General features: G+C 62.0%; 18 protein-coding genes and 1 tRNA gene. 14 read left to right on the forward strand and 5 right to left on the reverse strand.

Annotated features, from left to right (window positions below; genetic code table 11):
• Positions 1 to 71 precede the first annotated feature (71 nt).
• From ACWTU8_RS08095 to glpK, 13 genes are all read left to right on the forward strand, one after another.
• Complete coding sequence (locus tag ACWTU8_RS08095; RefSeq protein ID WP_455847712.1) at positions 72 to 1,013, forward strand: alpha-E domain-containing protein; 942 nt, start codon at positions 72 to 74, stop codon at positions 1,011 to 1,013.
• A 61-nt stretch (positions 1,014 to 1,074) separates the two neighbouring features.
• Complete coding sequence (locus ACWTU8_RS08100; RefSeq protein WP_455847713.1) at positions 1,075 to 1,869, forward strand: transglutaminase family protein; 795 nt, start codon at positions 1,075 to 1,077, stop codon at positions 1,867 to 1,869.
• A gap of 31 nt (positions 1,870 to 1,900) precedes the next feature.
• A complete protein-coding gene (locus ACWTU8_RS08105; protein ID WP_065009553.1) occupies positions 1,901 to 2,632 on the forward strand; it encodes a peptidase in 732 nt (243 codons plus the stop codon).
• 55 nt (positions 2,633 to 2,687) lie between these two features.
• The gene (locus tag ACWTU8_RS08110) at positions 2,688 to 4,100 is read left to right on the forward strand and encodes a pyridoxal phosphate-dependent decarboxylase family protein (protein WP_455847714.1); all 1,413 of its coding nucleotides are present in this window, start codon (positions 2,688 to 2,690) and stop codon (positions 4,098 to 4,100) included.
• A 129-nt stretch (positions 4,101 to 4,229) separates the two neighbouring features.
• Positions 4,230 to 4,997 carry a DeoR/GlpR family DNA-binding transcription regulator gene (locus ACWTU8_RS08115; protein ID WP_029352850.1) on the forward strand — a complete coding sequence of 256 codons (768 nt, stop codon included), beginning with the start codon at positions 4,230 to 4,232 and terminating at the stop codon, positions 4,995 to 4,997.
• Positions 4,998 to 5,123: 126 nt separating this feature from the next.
• A complete protein-coding gene (glpD, locus tag ACWTU8_RS08120) occupies positions 5,124 to 6,650 on the forward strand; it encodes a glycerol-3-phosphate dehydrogenase (RefSeq protein ID WP_455847715.1) in 1,527 nt (508 codons plus the stop codon).
• A gap of 28 nt (positions 6,651 to 6,678) precedes the next feature.
• Positions 6,679 to 7,761: an ABC transporter ATP-binding protein gene (locus ACWTU8_RS08125; RefSeq protein ID WP_455847716.1), complete on the forward strand. Its 1,083-nt coding sequence runs from the start codon at positions 6,679 to 6,681 to the stop codon at positions 7,759 to 7,761.
• 13 nt (positions 7,762 to 7,774) lie between these two features.
• A complete protein-coding gene (locus tag ACWTU8_RS08130; RefSeq protein ID WP_455847717.1) occupies positions 7,775 to 8,845 on the forward strand; it encodes an ABC transporter ATP-binding protein in 1,071 nt (356 codons plus the stop codon).
• Positions 8,846 to 8,847: 2 nt separating this feature from the next.
• Positions 8,848 to 9,714: a carbohydrate ABC transporter permease gene (locus ACWTU8_RS08135; RefSeq protein ID WP_287339069.1), complete on the forward strand. Its 867-nt coding sequence runs from the start codon at positions 8,848 to 8,850 to the stop codon at positions 9,712 to 9,714.
• Positions 9,715 to 9,757: 43 nt separating this feature from the next.
• On the forward strand, positions 9,758 to 10,636 hold the full coding sequence (locus ACWTU8_RS08140; protein WP_455848410.1) for a carbohydrate ABC transporter permease: 879 nt from the start codon (positions 9,758 to 9,760) through the stop codon (positions 10,634 to 10,636).
• Positions 10,637 to 10,702: 66 nt separating this feature from the next.
• Positions 10,703 to 10,984, forward strand: coding sequence for a DUF2160 domain-containing protein (locus ACWTU8_RS08145; protein WP_077384043.1), 282 nt, complete (start codon positions 10,703 to 10,705; stop codon positions 10,982 to 10,984).
• A 77-nt stretch (positions 10,985 to 11,061) separates the two neighbouring features.
• Positions 11,062 to 12,786: an ABC transporter substrate-binding protein gene (locus ACWTU8_RS08150; protein ID WP_455847718.1), complete on the forward strand. Its 1,725-nt coding sequence runs from the start codon at positions 11,062 to 11,064 to the stop codon at positions 12,784 to 12,786.
• A 101-nt stretch (positions 12,787 to 12,887) separates the two neighbouring features.
• Entirely contained in the window at positions 12,888 to 14,381 is a 1,494-nt protein-coding gene (glpK, locus tag ACWTU8_RS08155; protein ID WP_455847719.1) for a glycerol kinase GlpK, read from the forward strand.
• 76 nt (positions 14,382 to 14,457) lie between these two features.
• On the opposite strand, the gene ACWTU8_RS08160 is transcribed toward glpK, so the two are convergent.
• Complete coding sequence (locus ACWTU8_RS08160; RefSeq protein ID WP_455848411.1) at positions 14,458 to 15,036, reverse strand: BA14K family protein; 579 nt, start codon at positions 15,034 to 15,036, stop codon at positions 14,458 to 14,460.
• Positions 15,037 to 15,298: 262 nt separating this feature from the next.
• Here ACWTU8_RS08160 and ACWTU8_RS08165 point away from each other — a divergent pair.
• Positions 15,299 to 15,374, forward strand: a tRNA-Lys gene (locus ACWTU8_RS08165).
• A 135-nt stretch (positions 15,375 to 15,509) separates the two neighbouring features.
• On the opposite strand, the gene dprA is transcribed toward ACWTU8_RS08165, so the two are convergent.
• The 4 genes from dprA to ACWTU8_RS08185 all read right to left on the reverse strand — a co-directional run bounded on the left by dprA (position 15,510) and on the right by ACWTU8_RS08185 (position 19,585).
• Positions 15,510 to 16,634, reverse strand: a complete 1,125-nt coding sequence (gene dprA / locus ACWTU8_RS08170) for a DNA-processing protein DprA (protein WP_455847720.1) — start codon at positions 16,632 to 16,634, stop codon at positions 15,510 to 15,512.
• On the reverse strand, positions 16,631 to 17,218 hold the full coding sequence (gene plsY / locus ACWTU8_RS08175) for a glycerol-3-phosphate 1-O-acyltransferase PlsY (RefSeq protein ID WP_455847721.1): 588 nt from the start codon (positions 17,216 to 17,218) through the stop codon (positions 16,631 to 16,633). The genes dprA and plsY overlap by 4 nt, the downstream gene beginning before the upstream one ends.
• A 121-nt stretch (positions 17,219 to 17,339) precedes the next feature.
• Positions 17,340 to 18,626: a dihydroorotase gene (locus ACWTU8_RS08180; protein ID WP_455847722.1), complete on the reverse strand. Its 1,287-nt coding sequence runs from the start codon at positions 18,624 to 18,626 to the stop codon at positions 17,340 to 17,342.
• Complete coding sequence (locus tag ACWTU8_RS08185) at positions 18,626 to 19,585, reverse strand: aspartate carbamoyltransferase catalytic subunit (protein WP_455847723.1); 960 nt, start codon at positions 19,583 to 19,585, stop codon at positions 18,626 to 18,628. The genes ACWTU8_RS08180 and ACWTU8_RS08185 overlap by 1 nt, the downstream gene beginning before the upstream one ends.
• Between the last annotated feature and the right edge of the window lie 136 nt (positions 19,586 to 19,721).

Genomic DNA, 19,721 nt, shown 5'->3' on the forward strand with positions numbered 1-19,721 from the left:
CCGTCAAAATCCAAACATTCACCATGCACTACTCGCCTCTCACTACTCACTAGCCCGAAGGGCAGCCCCGCATGCTTCTCGGCCGCACCGCCAACGGGCTCTACTGGATGAACCGCTACATCGAGCGGGCGGAAAACATGGCGCGGCTGGTCGATGCCGGGCTGCGCATGGCGCTGACCCGTACCCAGAACGCCTCCGAAGAGTGGAATTCGGTGCTGCTCAGCGCCGGTTCGGACGCTGCCTTCACGCAGAAATATTCCGACTATACCGCCGCCAACGTCGCGGATTTCCTGCTTCGCGACACGTCGAACCCGTCGAGCACGATGGCGTCGATCGAGACGGCCCGCAACAACGCCCGCATGGTGCGCACCGCGCTGACGCGCGAAACCTGGGAAAGCATCAACGAGGCCTGGATGTCGCTGAAGCGCATGCTGGCCAAGCCGATCGACGAACGCGACCTGCCCAGCGTGCTCGACGCGATCAAGCGCGAAACGGCGCTGATCCGCGGTTCATTCTACGGCACCATGCTGCGCAACGAGATCTTCGATTTCTCGCAGCTCGGCACCTATGTCGAACGCGCCGACAACACGGCACGCATCCTGGACGTGAAGTATTACGTGCTGTTGCCGTCGATCTCGTGGGTCGGCTCGACGCTCGACAATTATCAGTGGGAATCGATCCTACGTTCGGTGTCGGCGCACCGCTCCTATCGTTGGGTATACGAGGCCGACTACAAGCCGAGCAACATTGCCGACTATCTGGTCCTCAATGTTCGAATGCCGCGCTCGCTGACCTTCTGCTACCGTTTCCTGACGGAGCACCTGAAATTCCTGGGCGACGATTATGGCGAACGCCACGCCTGTCATGCGACAGCCGGCAAGACCCAGGCCATGCTGACGGCCGGCTCGATCAAGGACATATTCGACGCCGGCCTGCACGAATTCCTGGCCAATTTCATTCGCGACAACACTAGGCTCGGCGACGAGATCGCGCACGACTACAGGTTCTATTGAGCATGATCCCGGAAAGTGAACGCCGGTTTCCGGTAAAGATCATGCTCAGGGGACGAGAGCAATGCGGCTGAAGATCACCCACCGGACCGAATACCGCTACGATGCGCCGGTGCATTATCTATTGCAGCGGTTGCGGCTGCTTCCAGTCAGCGGGCCGACGCAGACCGTTTTGTCCTGGGCGCTGACGATCGAAGGGGCACGCGAGGAAGTGCGCTTCATCGACCATTTCGGCAACGATACGCGGCTGTTGAGCGTCGAAGGTGAGCGCGATTTCATCACCGTCGAGGCATCAGGCGAGGTGGTGACACGCGACACCGCTGGCGTCTCCGGGCCACATCAGGGTTTCGCGCCGCTCTGGCTGTTTGGCCATGAAACCCCGTTGACCACGATCGGGAGCGGCATTCGCGAAATCGCGGCCTCGGTCGGCGAGGGGACCGATATCGAAAGGCTGCACCGGCTGATGGCCGTGATCGGCGAGCAAGTGGCTTATACGCCGGGTACCACCAATGCGGCGACCCCGGCCGAGGACGCGCTGGCGCTCAAGACCGGCGTCTGCCAGGACCACAGCCACATCTTTGCCGCCGCGGCGCGCGCCATGGGGTTTCCGGCCCGCTACGTCAGCGGCTATTTGATGATGGATGCGGCGGTCGAGCAGGCGGCAAGCCATGCCTGGGCTGAGGCGCATGTTGCGGGCCTCGGCTGGGTCGCGTTCGACGTCGCCAACGGCATTTCGCCCGACGAACGCTATGTAAAGGTGGCGACCGGCCGTGATTACCGCGATGCCACGCCGGTGTCGGGAATTCGGCTGGGACAAGCGGAAGAACAGCTTGCGGTCACCGTCACCGTGGAGCAGTAATCCACGGCAAGATTGCTGCCAAAGAGATTCGATGACCTATTGCGTCGGCCTGAAGATCGATCGCGGGCTCGTGTTCATGTCGGACACGCGTACTAATGCCGGCATGGATTCGATCTCGACCTTCAAGAAGATGCATGTCTGGGAAGAGCCGGGCGAGCGCGTCATCGTGCTGATGTCGGCCGGCAATCTGGCGACGACGCAGGCGGTCGTCAGTTTGCTCGACGAACGCACCAAGGCGGTGGCCGATCGCCACGCCACTCTGCTCGAAACGCCGTCTATGTATCAGACGGTGCGGATGGTCGGCGACACCGTTAAGGAAGTCATCGCCAGTTCGTCGCCGGCAGGCGAAAAGGCCGATTCCTATTTCAATGCCTCCTTTATCCTCGGCGGCCAGATCAAGGGCAGCGCGCCGCGGCTGTTCATGATCTATCCGGAAGGCAATTTCATCGAATCGACCGATGACACGCCGTTTTTCCAGATCGGCGAGACCAAATACGGCAAGCCGATCATCATCCGCGCCTATGAAAAGACGATGAGTTTCGCCGAGACGGTGAAACTCCTGCTGGTGTCGTTCGACTCGACGCTGAAATCGAACCTGTCGGTCGGTCTGCCGCTTGACCTGCTGTTCTACGAAAAGGATGCCTTCAAGGTCAGCCTGAAGAAACGGATAGCCCAGGACGATCAATATTATCGCACGATCTCGGACGGCTGGTCGAACGCGCTCAAGACCGCTTTCGCGAGCCTGCCCGATTTTCCCGAATGAAAGCCTCCGTTTTTCGTGCTCTTTGATTTCTGGGCTCGATGCGACGGAGAGGAAAATGAATAGCAACGAATTCCGGGAATGGTCGATGTACGCGGCCGAATGGGGTGCCGACTACAGGAGCACACTTCGCGAAAGACCGGTGCGACCGCTTGTCGAGCCGGGCGAAATCTCTAGAAGCATCGATGTCTCGCCGCCGGAAGAGGGCGAAACGATGCAGGCAATCTTCGCCGACTTCGAGCAAAAAATCCTACCGGGCATGACACATTGGCAGCATCCGCGCTTCTTCGCCTATTTCCCGGCCAACGCCGCACCGGTCTCGGTGGTGGCCGAATATCTGGTCTCGGTGATGGCCGCGCAATGCATGCTCTGGCAGACCTCGCCGGCAGCGACCGAACTCGAGACGCGCGTCGTCGACTGGATGCGTCAGGCGCTTAGCCTGCCGGAAGGGTTTTCCGGCGTGATGCAGGATTCGGCATCGTCGGCGACGCTTGCCGCCGTGCTGACCATGCGCGAGCGCGCGCTAGACTGGCAGGGCAACAAGAAGGGCCTGCAAGGCCAGCCGATATTGCGCATCTATTCTTCCGACCAGGTCCATACTTCCATCGACCGGGCGATCTGGGTATCGGGCATTGGCGAGGACAATCTCGTCCGCATTCCGGTTGCTGGCCGCCGTCGCGCCATGGATGTCACAGCCCTCGAAGCGGCGATCGTCGCCGACCGGGATGCGGGCATGCTGCCGGCCGGCATCATCACTTGTGTCGGCGGCACCAGCACCGGCGGCACCGATGACATCGCCGGCGTCGCCGCTGTGGCTAAGCGGTACGGGCTCTATCTGCATGTCGATGCCGCCTGGGCCGGATCGGCGATGATATGTCCGGAATACCGGCATTTCTGGGCCGGCGCGGAGCACGCGGATTCCATCGTCTTCAATCCGCACAAATGGCTGGGCGCGCAGTTCGACTGCTCGATGCAGTTCATCCGCCGGCCGGAAGACCTAGTGCGGACGCTCGCCATCAAGCCGGATTACCTGAAGACGCATGGACGCGACGGAATCATCAACTATTCCGAATGGTCGGTGCCGCTCGGGCGGCGCTTTCGCGCACTGAAACTGTGGTTCCTGCTGCGCGCCCACGGGCTGGAAAATCTCCGGACCATGATCCGCAACCATGTCGCCTGGAGCGAAGGCCTTGCCGCGCGGCTGGCTCGGGAACCGGATTTCGAGATCGTCACGGAACCGATGCTGTCGCTGTTCTCGTTCCGGCATCTGGCGGAAGCCGGCATCGATTCGGACAAACACAATCTGCGGCTGGTCAACGCGATCAACGACGATGGCCGCATCTATCTGACTCAGACACGGGTGGACGGGCAGATCGCGATCCGCTTTCAAGTCGGTCAGTTCGAGACGACGGCGGCGGATATCGACACCGCTTTCGAGGTCATCACCGAAATCGCCCGCGGTCTTGGTTGAGTTGAAATGGTCGGCAAAGTTGCGCGGTGGTTGTCTTTGGACGGATGTAATTTCGTTAGCCGGCTTATGCCTTTTCATCACTTTCGTTTTCCGCTATAGACAAGAAAAGCGAAAACGAGAGGCCCCCAAATGTATCTGTCGCCGCGTCATTCCGAAATCATCCAGATGGCCAAGGACAATGGCCGCGTGCTGGTCGACGATCTGGCAACGCATTTCAACGTGACGCCGCAGACCATCCGCAAGGACCTTAACGACCTGTGCGACCAGCGGCTGCTGTCGCGGATTCATGGCGGGGCGCTGTTCCCGTCCGGCATCGAAAACATGGAATATGAGGCGAGACGCAAGATCGCCGCCGAGGAGAAGGAGGCGATCGGCCGCGCAGCAGCCAGGCTTATCCCGGACAATGCCTCGCTGTTCATCAATATCGGCACCACGACGGAGTCGGTCAGCAAGGCGCTCCTTGATCATACCGGATTGATGGTGATCACCAATAATATCAATGTTGCCAATAGGATGCGCATATACCCTTCCATCGAAGTCGTTATTGCCGGCGGGGTTGTACGCGGCTCCGATGGTGGCGTGGTCGGCGAAGCGGCGGTCGATTTCATCAGGCAGTTCAAGGTCGACTACGCGGTGATCGGCGCCTCGGCGATCGACCATGACGGTGCGTTGCTCGATTTCGATTTTCGTGAAGTGAAGGTGGCGCAGGCGATCATCGCCAATGCCCGGCATGTCATCCTCGTTTCCGACCAGACCAAATTCGAGCGGACGGCGCCGGTCCGCATCGGCCATCTGTCGCAGGTCAACACCTTCATCACCGACCGTTGCGACATCCCGTCGGTACGCAAGATCTGCCAGGAGGCAGAGGTTCAGCTGATCGAAACGTCGCTCTCGTAAGGGTGCCGTAGCGGCAATTGCTGCTGTTTATATTTCGTTTGACATTCGTTCCCATTTCGAAATAATCCCATCACGGTTTCGTAAAAACCTAAAAATGCTGCAATGCGAAATCCGGGAGGACTTATTGTGGACGCACCCCCGATCCATGACATCTTCGTCATCGGTGGCGGTATCAACGGCTGCGGCATCGCCCGCGATGCGGTTGGGCGCGGCTTCTCGGTCTTCCTTGCCGAAATGAACGATCTGGCCAGCGGAACCTCCTCCGGTTCGACCAAACTGATCCATGGCGGCTTGCGCTATCTCGAGTTCTACGAATTCCGCCTGGTGCGCGAGGCGCTTATGGAGCGCGAAATTCTCTGGAAGAATGCGCCGCACATCATCTGGCCGATGCGCTTCGTGCTGCCCTATGCCAAGGGTTTGCGTCCGGCCTGGCTGATCAGGCTCGGCCTTTTCCTTTACGACCACATTGGCGGGCGCAAATTGCTGCCGGCGACCAAGACGCTGGACATGGCAAAGGACCCAGCCGGCAAGCCGCTGAAGCCGTTGTTTCGCCAGGCCTTCGAATATTCCGACGCCTGGGTCAACGATGCGCGGCTGGTGGCCCTGAACGCCCGCGACGCCGCCGATCGCGGCGCAACGATCCGAACCCGCACGAAAGTCGTCGGCGCACGCCGTGAAGCCGAACTTTGGACGGTCAGACTGGAAAACGCGCAGACCGGGGACACCGAGGAGGTCAAGGCGCGGCTTTTGGTCAACGCCGCCGGTCCATGGGTCGACCATGTGCTGGCTGCTACGGTCGGCTTGAACGAGGTGCACAATGTCCGGCTGGTACAGGGCAGCCATATCGTCATCGGCAAGAAGTTCGACGATCCGCGCGCCTATTTCTTCCAGAACAAGGATGGCCGCATCATCTTTGCTATCCCCTACGAGGAAGAGTTCACGCTGATCGGCACCACTGACCAGGACTATGCTGGCGACCCGCACGACGTGAAGATCAGCGACGCCGAGATCGATTATCTCTGTGCCGCGGCGAGCGAATATTTCGCGCAGCCGGTCAAGCGTTCGGACATCGTCTGGACCTATTCCGCCGTGCGCCCGCTTTATGACGACGGCGCCTCGAAGGCGCAGGAAGCAACCCGCGATTATGTGCTGAAGACCGACGGCGGCGAGGGCACGGCGCCGATCATCAACACCTTCGGCGGCAAGATCACCACCTATCGCCGGCTGTCTGAATCGATGCTCGAGAAAATCGAGGGTTTTCTCGGCAAGCGCGGCAAGCCGTGGACGGCAAACGCGCCGCTGCCGGGCGGCGATTTCCCGGCCAGCGGTTTCGACGCCGAAGTGGCGAAACTGAAAACGGCCTATCCGTTCCTCGACGCACGTCTGGCGCGCCGCCTGAGCCGGCTTTACGGAACTCGCGCAAGGATGCTGCTGGGCCTCGCCAGATCGAATGCCGACCTTGGCCGCAACTTTGGCGCCGATCTCTATGAGGCCGAAGTGCGCTACCTCGTTCAATATGAATGGGCGATGACGGCTGAAGATGTATTGTGGCGCAGGACCAAGCGCGGCCTGCATCTGAGCCGCGAGCAGACGGCAGCGCTCGACGAATTCATGCGCGGGATAAGCCGGCGCCATGTCGCGGCTGCCGAATAGTCATGCAGAAAGCCTGGGAGGAGGCATCATGCTGGAACTGAGAAACGTGACGAAGACGGTCGGGGCGACGGAGCATATACGCGACGTGTCGCTGACGCTTCAGCACGGCTCGCTCAATGTCCTTCTCGGGCCGACGCTTTCCGGCAAGACCAGCCTGATGCGGCTGATGGCCGGCCTTGATGTGCCGACATCCGGCTCGGTCTGGTTCGATGGCAAGGATGTCACCGGCATCCCGGTGCAGAAGCGCAACGTCGCCATGGTCTACCAGCAGTTCATCAATTATCCGGCGATGACCGTCTACGAGAACATCGCCTCGCCGCTGAGGGTGGCCGGGACTGAGCGGGCAAAGATCGACAAGGAGGTGCGCAGTGCGGCAGCCCTTCTCAAGCTGACGCCCTATCTCGACCGCACGCCGCTCAGCCTCTCCGGTGGCCAGCAGCAGCGCACCGCGCTGGCGCGCGCTATCGTCAAGAACGCCAGCCTCGTGCTGCTCGATGAGCCGCTCGCCAACCTCGACTACAAGCTGCGCGAGGAGTTGCGCGCTGAATTGCCGAAAATCTTCGCGGCGACCGGCACCATTTTCGTCTACGCCACTACGGAGCCGCACGAAGCCTTGCTGCTCGGCGGCAACACGGCGACGCTTTCCGAAGGCCGCATCACTCAGTTCGGCCCGACGATCGAGGTCTTCCGCAGGCCGAACGACCTCGTCACGGCCAAGACATTCGCCGATCCGCCGCTCAACACGATCGTGCTGAAGAAGAGCGGTTCGAGCTTCCTTCTTGATGGTGGGGTGAACCTCCCGGTGCCGGCTGAACTCGCCGGTATTGCCGATACGAGCTACACGATCGGCTTCCAGCCTCACCATCTCTCTCTTGCCCGGCCGAGCCCGTCGGCGGTTCCGGTGAGAGCCAAGGTGTCGGTCACCGAAATCACCGGTTCTGAAAGCTTTGTGCATCTCGATTTCGCCGACGTCCGCTGGGTGATGCTGGAGCACGGCATCCTGGTGTTCGAACCGGACCAGACCATCGAGGTGTTCATCGACCCGCGGCACATCATGGTGTTCGACGCGAACGGCCGCTCGGCCGCGCCGCCACAGATGCTGGCGGCTTGAGGGAGGAGGGCACATGGCGCGCATCGACTGCAACCACATCCGCCACGCGTACGGGCCGCATCCGAAGTCGGACAAGGACTATGCGCTGAAGGAGGTGCATCACGCCTTCGAGGATGGCGGCGCCTATGCGCTGCTGGGGCCGTCGGGCTGCGGCAAGACCACGCTGCTCAACATCATTTCCGGCCTGTTGTACCCCTCGCATGGCGAGCTTCTGTTCGACGGCAAGGACGTGACCAATCTGTCGACGCAGGAGCGCAACATCGCGCAGGTGTTCCAGTTCCCGGTCATCTACGACACCATGACCGTCTACGATAATCTGGCCTTCCCGCTGCGCAACCGCGGCGTTCCAGAACCCGACGTCGACCGCAAGGTGCGCGAAACGCTAGAAATGACGGGGTTGGCCGATATGGCCAAAAGAAAGGCGAGGGGGCTGACCGCCGACCAGAAGCAGAAGATCTCGCTCGGACGCGGGCTGGTGCGCTCCGATGTCAACGCGATCCTGTTCGACGAACCGCTGACCGTAATCGACCCGCACATGAAGTGGGTGCTGCGCTCGCAGTTGAAGCAGCTGCACAGGCGCTTCGGTTTCACCATGGTCTATGTCACGCACGACCAGACCGAGGCGCTCACCTTCGCCGAAAACGTCGTCGTCATGTATGAGGGCGAGATCGTGCAGATCGGCTCTCCAGCCGAACTGTTCGAGCGTCCCAAGCACACATTCGTCGGCTATTTCATCGGCTCGCCGGGCATGAACGTCATGCCGGTCGCGGTCGAAGGCAGGAATGCGCGGCTCGGCAGCCAGACAATCGAATTGCCTGGCGCGCCAAAGGCTGGAACCTCAGGCGTGATCGAACTCGGCATCCGGCCCGAATATGTCAGGCTTGGCGCTAGCGGCATGCCGGTTTCAATCCGGAAGGTCGAGGATATCGGCCGCCACAAGGTGGTGCGCGCCAGTTTCGAAGGCCGCGACATAGCGGCGATCGTCGGCGAGGACGAGGACATTCCGGCCGATCCGAAGATCGCTTTCGACCCGGCCGGCATCAACATCTATGCCGATTCCTGGCGCGTCGAGATCGGAGGCTGAGCATGGAAAGGACCTGGAACAACAAGGCTTGGTTCATGGTGCTGCCGGTGCTCTTGCTGGTGGCTTTCTCGGCGATCATCCCGCTGATGACGGTCGTGAATTATTCGGTGCAAGACACTTTCGGCAACAACGTCTTCTTCTGGGCGGGCTCGGAATGGTTCGAAGAAATCCTGCATTCCGACCGTTTTTGGGAAGCGATGGGCCGCAACCTGGTGTTCTCGGCCATCATCCTCATCATCGAGATCCCGCTCGGCATCTTCATTGCGCTCAACATGCCGAAGAAGGGCTGGGGCGTTCCGGTCTGCCTGGTGCTGATGGCGTTGCCGCTGCTCATCCCGTGGAACGTCGTCGGCACGATCTGGCAGGTGTTCGGCCGCGTCGACATCGGTCTACTCGGATATTCGCTGCGGTCGCTCGGCTTCGACTACAACTACGTCAACGACCCGTTCGACGCCTGGGTCACCGTCATCGTCATGGACGTCTGGCACTGGACGAGCCTGGTGGTCCTGCTCTGCTACGCAGGGTTGGTCTCGATCCCCGACGCCTATTACCAGGCGGCGAAGATCGACGGGGCGTCGCGCTGGGCGATCTTCCGCTATATCCAGTTGCCCAAGATGAACCGTGTGCTGCTGATCGCGGTTCTGCTGCGCTTCATGGACAGTTTCATGATCTACACCGAGCCGTTCGTCGTCACCGGCGGCGGGCCCGGCAACACCACCACTTTCTTGTCGATCGATCTGGTGAAGCTGGCCATCGGAGAGTTCAACCTCGGTGAGGCGGCGGCCATGTCGATCGTCTATTTCCTGATTATCATGCTCCTGTCCTGGGTGTTCTACACCGTCATGACAGCCTACGACGCGGAGCGGTGAAATGGCACACCTCGACGAAACCACGGCCAACGAACGAACGCTGATGCGGCAAACCCCCGCTACAGCGGAAGCGCAGACGGCGAACGCCACGCTGGCACGCAAGATGCGGCGGCGGGGCGAGGAGTCGCGGTTCTGGTGGCTGGTGCCAACGATCTACATCATCTTCCTGATGCTGCCGATCTACTGGCTGGTCAACATGAGCTTCAAGACCAACCAGGAGATCCTCGGCGCCTTCTCGCTGTGGCCGAGAAACCCGACGATCGCCAACTACATGGTGATCTTCACCGACCCGTCCTGGTACAAAGGTTACATCAACTCGATCATCTATGTGGTTATGAACACGGTGATTTCCGTCGCAGTGGCGCTTCCAGCAGCATATGCCTTCTCGCGCTACCGTTTTCTCGGCGACAAGCACCTGTTTTTCTGGCTCTTGACCAACCGCATGGCGCCGCCGGCGGTGTTCGCACTGCCGTTCTTCCAGCTCTATTCGGCTTTCGGCTTGATCGACACGCACATCGCGGTGGCGCTCGCGCACTGCCTGTTCAACGTGCCGCTGGCGGTCTGGATTCTCGAAGGCTTCATGTCGGGCGTGCCGAAGGAAATCGACGAAACCGCCTATATCGACGGCTATTCCTTCCCGCGCTTCTTCCTCAAGATATTCATGCCGCTGATCGCGAGCGGAGTTGGTGTCGCGGCCTTCTTCTGCTTCATGTTCTCGTGGGTGGAGCTGCTGATCGCGCGGACGTTGACCACGACCGCCGCCAAGCCGATCGCCGCCATCATGACGCGCACGGTCTCGGCCTCGGGCCTCGACTGGGGCGTGCTGGCTGCAGCCGGCGTGCTCACCATCCTTCCGGGCGCGCTCGTGATCTGGTTCGTACGCAACTACATCGCCAAGGGCTTCGCCCTGGGGAGGGTATGATGGAACGAACGCAAGAGTTCGTGCGCAACACCATCGCCAAGGGCTTTGCCCTGGGGAGGGTGTGACATGAATCTCACCTGGATGGCATGGACGCTGCCGACGGCGGTCTTTTTCATCACGATCCTGGCGCTGCTCTGCGGCATGGCGATCTGGGAGTACGTTTCGCCAGGCGGCAATCCCCGGGTTGGCGTGCTGCGGTTCGAGACGACGCGTGGCGACCGTCTCTTCCTATCGCTGCTTGGCAGCGCCTTTATCCATCTCGCTTGGCTGGGTCTTGTCGGACCCAACCTGTGGTGGGCTCTCGCTCTCTCCGTGGTCTACGCCATCGGCGTGTTCCGCTACGTATAGAGGGGGAAACTGTTGGAGCGCCCGCGTGCCGGCGGCTGCTCCGATCGCACTTGAAACTGAAACAGTGGAGGAAATACATGAGACGGCAATTTTTGACATCGACGACTGCGCTTGTCCTGTTGCTCGGGGCAGGCAACGCCTATGCCGGAATGGATGAGGCCAAGGCGTTTCTCGACGCCGAGATCAAGGACATGTCGACGCTCGATCGCGCTGCCCAGGAAGCCGAGATGCAGTGGTTCATCGATGCCGCGAAACCCTTTGCGGGCATGGACATCAAGGTCGTCTCGGAAACCATCACGACGCACGAATATGAATCGAAGACGCTGGCCAAGGCGTTCGCCGACATAACCGGCATCAAGATCACCCATGATCTGATCGGCGAAGGCGATGTCGTCGAAAAGCTGCAGACGCAGATGCAATCGGGCGAAAACGTCTACGACGCCTATGTCAACGACTCCGACCTGATCGGCACCCACTGGCGCTACCAGCAGGCGCGCAGCCTGACCGACTGGATGGCGAACGAGGGCAAGGACGTTACCAACCCGAACCTCGATCTCGCCGATTTCATCGGCACCAAGTTCACCACGGCTCCGGACGGCGACCTTTATCAGCTGCCCGACCAGCAGTTCGCGAACCTCTACTGGTTCCGCTATGACTGGTTCAACGACGAGAAGAACAAGGCGGACTTCAAGGCGAAGTACGGCTACGACCTCGGCGTTCCCGTCAACTGGTCGGCCTATGAGGACATCGCCGAATTCTTCACCGGCCGCGAGATCGACGGCAAGAAGGTCTACGGCCATATGGACTACGGCAAGAAGGACCCGTCGCTCGGCTGGCGCTTCACCGATGCCTGGCTTTCGATGGCCGGCAATGGCGACAAGGGGCTGCCGAACGGACTTCCGGTCGATGAATGGGGCATCAAGGTCGACGAGAAGTCGCGGCCCGTCGGTTCGTGCGTGGCTCGAGGCGGCGACACCAACGGTCCGGCGGCGGTCTACTCCATCCAGAAATATCTCGACTGGATGAAGGCTTACGCTCCCGCCGCGGCCCAGGGCATGACCTTCTCTGAATCCGGACCGGTTCCGGCGCAGGGCGAAATTGCCCAGCAGATGTTCATGTACACGGCCTTCACCGCCGACATGGTGAAGGACGGCCTTCCCGTCGTCAACGAGGACGGTACGCCGAAATGGCGCTTCGCTCCGTCGCCGCACGGCGTCTACTGGAAGGACGGCATGAAGCTCGGCTACCAGGACGTGGGTTCGTGGACGCTCCTCAAGTCGACGCCTGACGACCGCGCCAAGGCAGCCTGGCTCTACGCGCAGTTCGTCACCTCGAAGACAGTCGACGTGAAGAAAAGCCATGTCGGCCTGACGCTGATCCGCGAGAGCACGATCCAGCACAAAAGCTTCACGGACCGCGCCCCGAAGCTCGGTGGCCTGATCGAGTTCTACCGCTCGCCGGCCCGAGTCCAGTGGTCGCCGACGGGTACGAACGTCCCTGACTACCCGAAGCTGGCACAGCTTTGGTGGCAGGCGATCGGCGATGCCTCGTCGGGTGCCAAAACCCCGCAGGAGGCGATGGACTCGCTCTGCGCCGAGCAGGAAAAGGTGCTCGAGCGCCTTGAGCGCGCGGGCGTGCAGGGCGACATCGGACCGAAGCTCGCCGAGGAAAAGACCCTCGAAGAGTGGAATGCCGACGCCGTCGCCAAGGGCAATCTCGCGCCGCAGCTGAAGATCGAGCCGGAGAAGGACAAGGCGCAGACCATCAACTACGACGAGCTGGTCAAGAGCTGGAGCAACTGAGCATCGATCCGGGCGTTCGCGCCCGCATCGCAACAATCGGGGGAGGCGGCAAATTGCCGTCTCCCCTGTTTGCGCCAAGGGAGCGGGGCCGAGGGAATGGAATGAGTGGCTTTATCCTAGCAATCGACCAGGGGACGACATCGAGCCGGGCGATCCTGTTCGACGGTGAAATGAAGGTCGTGGGCAGCGGGCAGAAGGAATTCACCCAGCATTATCCGGCCTCCGGCTGGGTCGAGCACGATCCGGAGGAAATCTGGTCGAGTGTCGTGGCGACGGTGAAGGCTGCGCTGAACAGCGCCGGCCGCGATGCGTCGGATGTCGCGGCGATCGGTATCACCAACCAGCGCGAGACCGTCGTCATCTGGGACAGGGCGACCGGCACGCCGATCCATAACGCGATCGTCTGGCAGGACCGCCGCACCGCGCCGCTGTGCCAGAAATTGAAGAAGCAGGGGCTGGAGAAGACGTTCACCAGAAAGACCGGCCTGCTGCTCGATCCCTATTTCTCCGGCACCAAGATCGCCTGGATGCTGGACAAGGTGAAGGGCGCCAGAAAACGCGCCGAGAACGGCGAATTGCTGGCCGGCACCATCGACAGCTTTCTGATCTGGCGGCTGACCGGCGGCAAGGTTCACGCCACCGATGCCACCAACGCCTCGCGAACGCTGGTCTACAACATCGAAAAGAACGAATGGGACGACGAGCTTCTGGCCATTCTCGGCATACCGGGAAGAATGCTGCCGCAGGTGAAAGATTGCGCCGACGATTATGGAATCACCGAGAAAAGTCTATTTGGCTCGGAGATAAAAATCCTCGGTGTGGCTGGCGACCAGCACGCGGCAGCCATCGGCCAGGCCTGTTTCGAGCCGGGCATGATGAAATCAACCTATGGCACCGGATGCTTCGCACTGCTCAACACCGGCAGCGATCTGGTGCGCTCGAAGAACCGTCTGTTGACGACCATTGCTTACAGGCTGAACGGCAAGACCACCTATGCGCTGGAAGGGTCGATCTTCATCGCAGGTGCTGCCGTGCAATGGCTGCGCGACGGCATCAAGGTGATCGGCAAGGCCGAGCAGAGCGGCGTGCTGGCGGCGAGCGCCGACCCGACCCAACAAGTCTACCTGGTGCCGGCTTTCGTCGGGCTTGGCGCGCCGCACTGGGACGCCGAGGCGCGCGGCGCCATCTTCGGGCTGACCCGCAATTCGGGCCCGGCGGAATTTGCCCGTGCCGCACTCGAATCCGTTGCGTTCCAGACGCGCGACCTGCTCGACGCGATGCGCAGGGACTGGAAGAGCGCGTCAGCGAAGACCGTTCTCAGGGTCGATGGCGGCATGGTGGCGTCGGACTGGACGATGCAGCGGCTTGCCGACATCCTCGATGCGCCGGTCGACCGGCCGACCATCCTGGAGACGACGGCGCTCGGCGCGGCATGGCTGGCCGGCTCGAAGGCCGGCGTCTGGCCGAAGACAAGGGAATTCGCCAAGAGCTGGGCGCTCGAACGGCGGTTTCGACCGGACATGGATGCGTTGGTCCGTTCCGCAAAGCTGGCGGGTTGGCGCCATGCTGTGCGCCGGACACTGAGCACGATTTAGATTCGCGCACCAAACAAGCCTGCGCCGGTGCCGGCGCAGGCTCTTCAACAATCTTTGTTCAACTCTGCCCGGCGTATCAATAGGGCGAGATGCACTGCCGGCGGGGGCCGTAGTAAGGCTGATACGTGTTGTCATACGCCCGGTAGGATCTGTAGCGGCTGTAGCACCACTCCACGTGTGAACCGCCTCGATAGACGGGGCGGTACTGGTTGTTGATGATCGCGCCGGTGATCAGCGCGCCAGTGGCGAAGGCAGCCAGCGGGAACCAGTAGTCGTTGTAGCGACGATAGCCGGGGCGATAATAGCGATAGCCGCGATAGCCGCGCCAATACCTGAAATCGTCACCGGCGAAGCGACGAAAATCGCGGCGGGAAAAATCGCGACGGGCAAAATCGCGACGGAAATCACGGCGGAATTCGCGACGGAAATCACGGCGGAAGTCGCCGCGGCGGAAGTCGCGACGGAAATCGCGGCGTGAAAAATCGCGATCGCCGTCGAAACGCCTCCAACGCCTGTGGTCGACGGTCTGGACATCCGACGAGACGTTCTGACCTAGCGGCACGTAAATGGGCTGGGCGTTGACGGGCACGATCTCCGCTACAGCGAATGACGCTGACAGCGCGGTCGCCAGCAAGCCCGACATGATCCTGTTCATCATCTTCTCCTTGAAAGCGTCGTCCCTTGTAGCCACAAAAACGGGCAGGTTGCGCAATTGTTCCGCAAAAAATAGCAAGCTGCTGATTTGTAACGCGTCTCGGTTTTTGTGCGAGACAGCAACTCCGACCTTGTCGAGACGTTTTGCGAGGCGCCATGAGATCGCGAAAAGCCCGGCTTACGTGCCCACTTTTCCGGTTGACCGGTCGAAGCACTCTCCCTATGTTCCGCGCAATTTCGAGGGCGGCATTCTGAGCCCGCGGGAGCGCGTAGCTCAGCCGGTAGAGCAACTGACTTTTAATCAGTAGGTCCAGGGTTCGAATCCCTGCGCGCTCACCATTGTTTCACGTTAAGATTCAGTTGCTTAGGCTTATCAGCGGATTACTGCCACGACAAACGCGACCGGCAAGAGGCGGCGAGCATCGGGGCAGGTTCTCCCAAGAATCGTGTGCTGAGAGATCCGGAACACTTCGATCACACCAGCGAGACGTTTCCGCCGGCGTGGCGTTCCAGCCGGCCGGCGAGGTCGAGTTCCAGCAGCACCATGAAAACCTGGGCGGGATGCAGGCCGGTGTGGCGGATGATTTCGTCGACCGCCACCGGCGTCGGGCCGAGCGCTTCGATGACGCGGGCGCGGTCGTCCTCGCCGGGCGGCGGTGTTGCCGAAAAGTCGGGGGGCTCTTCGAGCGGCGGCGTCCTTGGTGCCAGTGCGCCGACCAGCGGCGCGATCGCACCGGTAATGTCCGAGGCTTCGGTGACCAGGGTGGCGCCGTCCTTGAGCAAGGCGTTGGTGCCGGCAGCGCGCGGATCGAGCGGCGAGCCGGGGACGGCGAAGACCAGCCGGCCCATCTCGCCGGCAAGCCTGGCGCTGATCAGCGAGCCGGAGCGTTGCGCGGCCTCGACCACGACCAGCCCCAATGCTGCACCGGCGACAAGGCGGTTGCGGCGTGGAAAATCCTGGGGGCGCGGCTCCCAGCCGAACGGCATTTCCGAAATGATGGCGCCGCCGCGCTCGGCAATCTCGTTACAGAGTTCGGCATTCTCGGGCGGGTAGGGCAGGTCGAGGCCGCCGGCCAGCACGCCGATCGTGCCGGTCGCAAGGCTGCCCTGATGTGCTGCCGTGTCGATGCCGCGCGCCAGACCGGAGACAATGCTATAGCCGTCGCGGCCGAGTTCGGCGGCGAGCGTTCGCGCCATCTTGATGCCGGCCAGCGAGGCGTTGCGGGCGCCGACGATGGCAACCGCCGGCAGCCGGAACACCGCGCCTTCGCCCTTGACCGCGAGCAGCGGCGGCGGATGGTCCATGCTTTTCATCAGCGGTGGATAGTCGGCTTCGCCGATGCCGACGAAGCGGGCGCCGGCCCGCCGGGCTGTCTCCACTTCCGCCTCGGCCTCCGCAATCGACGGGATGCGGACGATCTTTCTGGCGCCTCCCGAAATCATCAGCTCGGGCAGCATCTCGAGCGCCGTCTCGGCCGAGCCGAAACGGTTGATCAGGTCGCGAAAGGTGGCCGGGCCGACATTCGGCGTGCGGATCAAACGAAGCCAGCTCAACCGCTGCCGGTCGCTGAGCCGCGGCCCGGCGGCGCGCTGGCTCACTCCCTGGCTCCGATCTTGCCCTCGGTGCCGGCCAGCAGCCGCGCGATGTTGGCGCGGTGTTTTATGATGACGATCAGGCTCATCAGCGCGAACAGCCCGGCAATCTCAGGCGTGCTGAGGACATAGAGCGCGATCGGCACGACGACTGCTGCCGTCAGCGCCGCCAGCGAGGAATAGCGGAAAAAGAAAGCGACGGCCAGCCAGACGACGGCGAAGATCAGTGCCACCTGCCAGGCCAATGCAATCAGCACGCCGAGATAGGTGGCGACCCCCTTGCCGCCCTTGAAACCGAGCCAGACCGGAAAGAGATGGCCGAAAAAGGCGCCGAGGCCGGCCCAGGGCCCGAGCTCCGGTGCAAAGCGACCGGCGATCAGCACGGCCGCCGTGCCTTTCAGCGCGTCGAGCAGCAGCGTGGCGGCGGCAAGGCCCTTGTTGCCGGTTCGCAGCACATTGGTGGCGCCGATATTGCCGGAGCCGATATTGCGGACGTCGCCAAGACCGGCGGCACGGGTGATCAGGAGCCCGAACGGGATCGAGCCGAGCAGATAGCCGAACACTAGCGCCAAGACGATGCCGTAAGCCATTGTTCCCCCCAGATATGCCCTAAAGCGCGTCGCGTTTGACCGGCCTCAGCGACGCGCTTTAGGTTACTGTTTCATGCATGTCGTTATCGCAAAACCGCTGCACACTTTTGCGCGACATGCATTAGGCTGAAAACACTGTGCGGCCCGCCATCATCGTTTGCAAGACCTTGCCCTGCAGCCGCGCGCCTTCGAAACAGGTGTTTTTCGAGCGCGAACGGATACCGCTTTCGCTGACGATCCATGGCTCGTCGAGATCGACCAGCGCAAGATCGGCGATCGCGCCTGGCTTCAGCGTGCCGCCGGGCAGGCCGAGCAGTCTTGCCGGCGCGGTGGACAAGGTCTCGACCAATCTAAGCAGCGTCACGTCGCCATTGTGATAAAGCCGCAGCGCTGCACCCAGCAGCGTTTCCAGCCCGATGGCGCCGGCCGCGGCGTCGGCGAAAGGCAGGCGCTTGGTGTCGACGTCCTGCGGGTCGTGCGAGGAGACTATGATGTCGATCGTGCCGTCCTTGACCGCCTCGATCATCGCCAGCCGGTCTTCCTCGGCGCGCAATGGCGGCGTCAGCCGGAAGAAGGTGCGGTATTCGCCGACATCGTTCTCGTTAAGCGACAGATTGTGGATCGACACGCCTGATGTGACATTCGCGCCGTCGGCCTTCGCCCGCGTTACCGCGTTTGCCGCCATGGCCGTCGAGATCTTGGCCGCGTGATAGGCGCCGCCGGTCAGCCGCGCCAGCGCAAGGTCACGCTCCAGCGGAATGGACTCGGCCTCGCGCGGAATGCCGGCGAGGCCGAGCCAGCTGGCATAGAGGCCTTCGTTCATGACGCCTGATGAGGCGAGGTCGGCGTCTTGGGTTTCATGCGCGATCACGCCGCCGAAATCGCGCGCATAGGTCAGCGCGCGGCGCATCACCAGTGCGCTTGATATGGTGTGCCGCCCGTCGGTGAAGGCGACCGCGCCGGCCTCGCGCAGCAGGCCGAATTCGGTCATCTCGCGGCCCTCGAGGCCCTTGGTGATCGCCGCCGCCGGAAAGATGTTGACGATGGCCGTATCCTTGGCAGTGCGCAGCACGAATTCGACCAGCGCGACATTGTCGATCACCGGGTCGGTGTCGGGCATCATGACGATGGAAGTGACGCCGCCCGCCGCCGCCGCCAAGCTGGCCGAAGCGATGGTTTCGCGGTGCTCGCCGCCCGGCTCGCCGATGAAGACGCGCGCATCGATCAGGCCCGGGATGATTGCTTTTCCGGCGCAGTCGATGACGGTAGCATCTTGCGGAGCGCCCTGGTTCAAGGCCGACTTGCCGGCAGCGACGATCTTGCGGCCCTCGACAATGACAGTGCCGACCTCGTCAATGCCGCGCGACGGATCGATGATGCGGGCCCGGCTGAAGACCGTTGTGCTCATCAGGCAACCTCGCGATTGCGGCGAGGATCGAGCAGCGCTTCCATCACCGCCATGCGCACGGCAACACCCATCTCCACCTGTTCCTGGATGACGCTCTGCGGACCGTCGGCGATTTCCGAGGCAATCTCGACGCCGCGGTTCATCGGGCCGGGATGCATGACCAGAGCGCCGTCCTTGGCCGCTTTCAGCTTCTCGGCATCCAGCCCGAAATAATGGAAATATTCGCGCACCGAAGGCACGAAGGCGCCTTCCATCCGCTCGCGCTGCAGCCGCAGCATCATCACCACATCCGCCTCCTTGAGCCCTTCGGCCATCGAACGGGTGACGACTACGCCCATTTTCTCGATGCCGGCGGGCAGAAGCGTCGACGGCGCCACGACGCGGACCTGAGCGCCGAGCGCGTTGAGCAGCATGATGTTGGAACGCGCCACGCGCGAATGCAGGATGTCGCCACAGATCGCCACGATCAGCTTCGACAGCGGGCCCCTGGCGCGGCGGATGGTCAGCGCGTCGAGCAGCGCCTGCGTCGGGTGCTCATGGGCGCCGTCGCCGGCATTGATCACCGAGCAGCCGACCTTTTGCGCCAGCAGTGCGGCGGCACCCGCCGACTGGTGGCGGATGATCAATATGTCCGGGCGCATGGCGTTCAGCGTCATCGCCGTGTCGATCAGCGTCTCGCCCTTCTTCACCGAAGAGCTCGCCACCGACATGTTCATGACGTCGGCGCCTAGCCGTTTTCCGGCCAGCTCGAACGACGACTGCGTGCGGGTCGAGGCTTCGTAAAAGAGGTTGATCTGGGTGCGGCCGCGCAGCGTCGTGGTCTTCTTCTCCGACTGCCGCGAGATCGCGACCGCCCGGTCCGCCTTGTCCAGCAAAAGCTCAATGTCGGCGGGGGAAAGATCGCGGATGCCCAGAAGATGGCGGTGAGGATAGAGTGGCAGGGACGAGGCGTCGGTCATCTCAAGGCGCTGCTATAGGGTGGAGGACCTTTGGCTGCAAGCACCAGCTTTGGATTGCGGTCTTTCTCCCCGGTATTTTCGTCGCGCGCGTTGCGCGGCTTGGGCTATAAACCGCTACTGGCTTCGGATTCGTGGC

It is taken from the genome of Mesorhizobium sp. BHbdii, assembly GCF_053848045.1.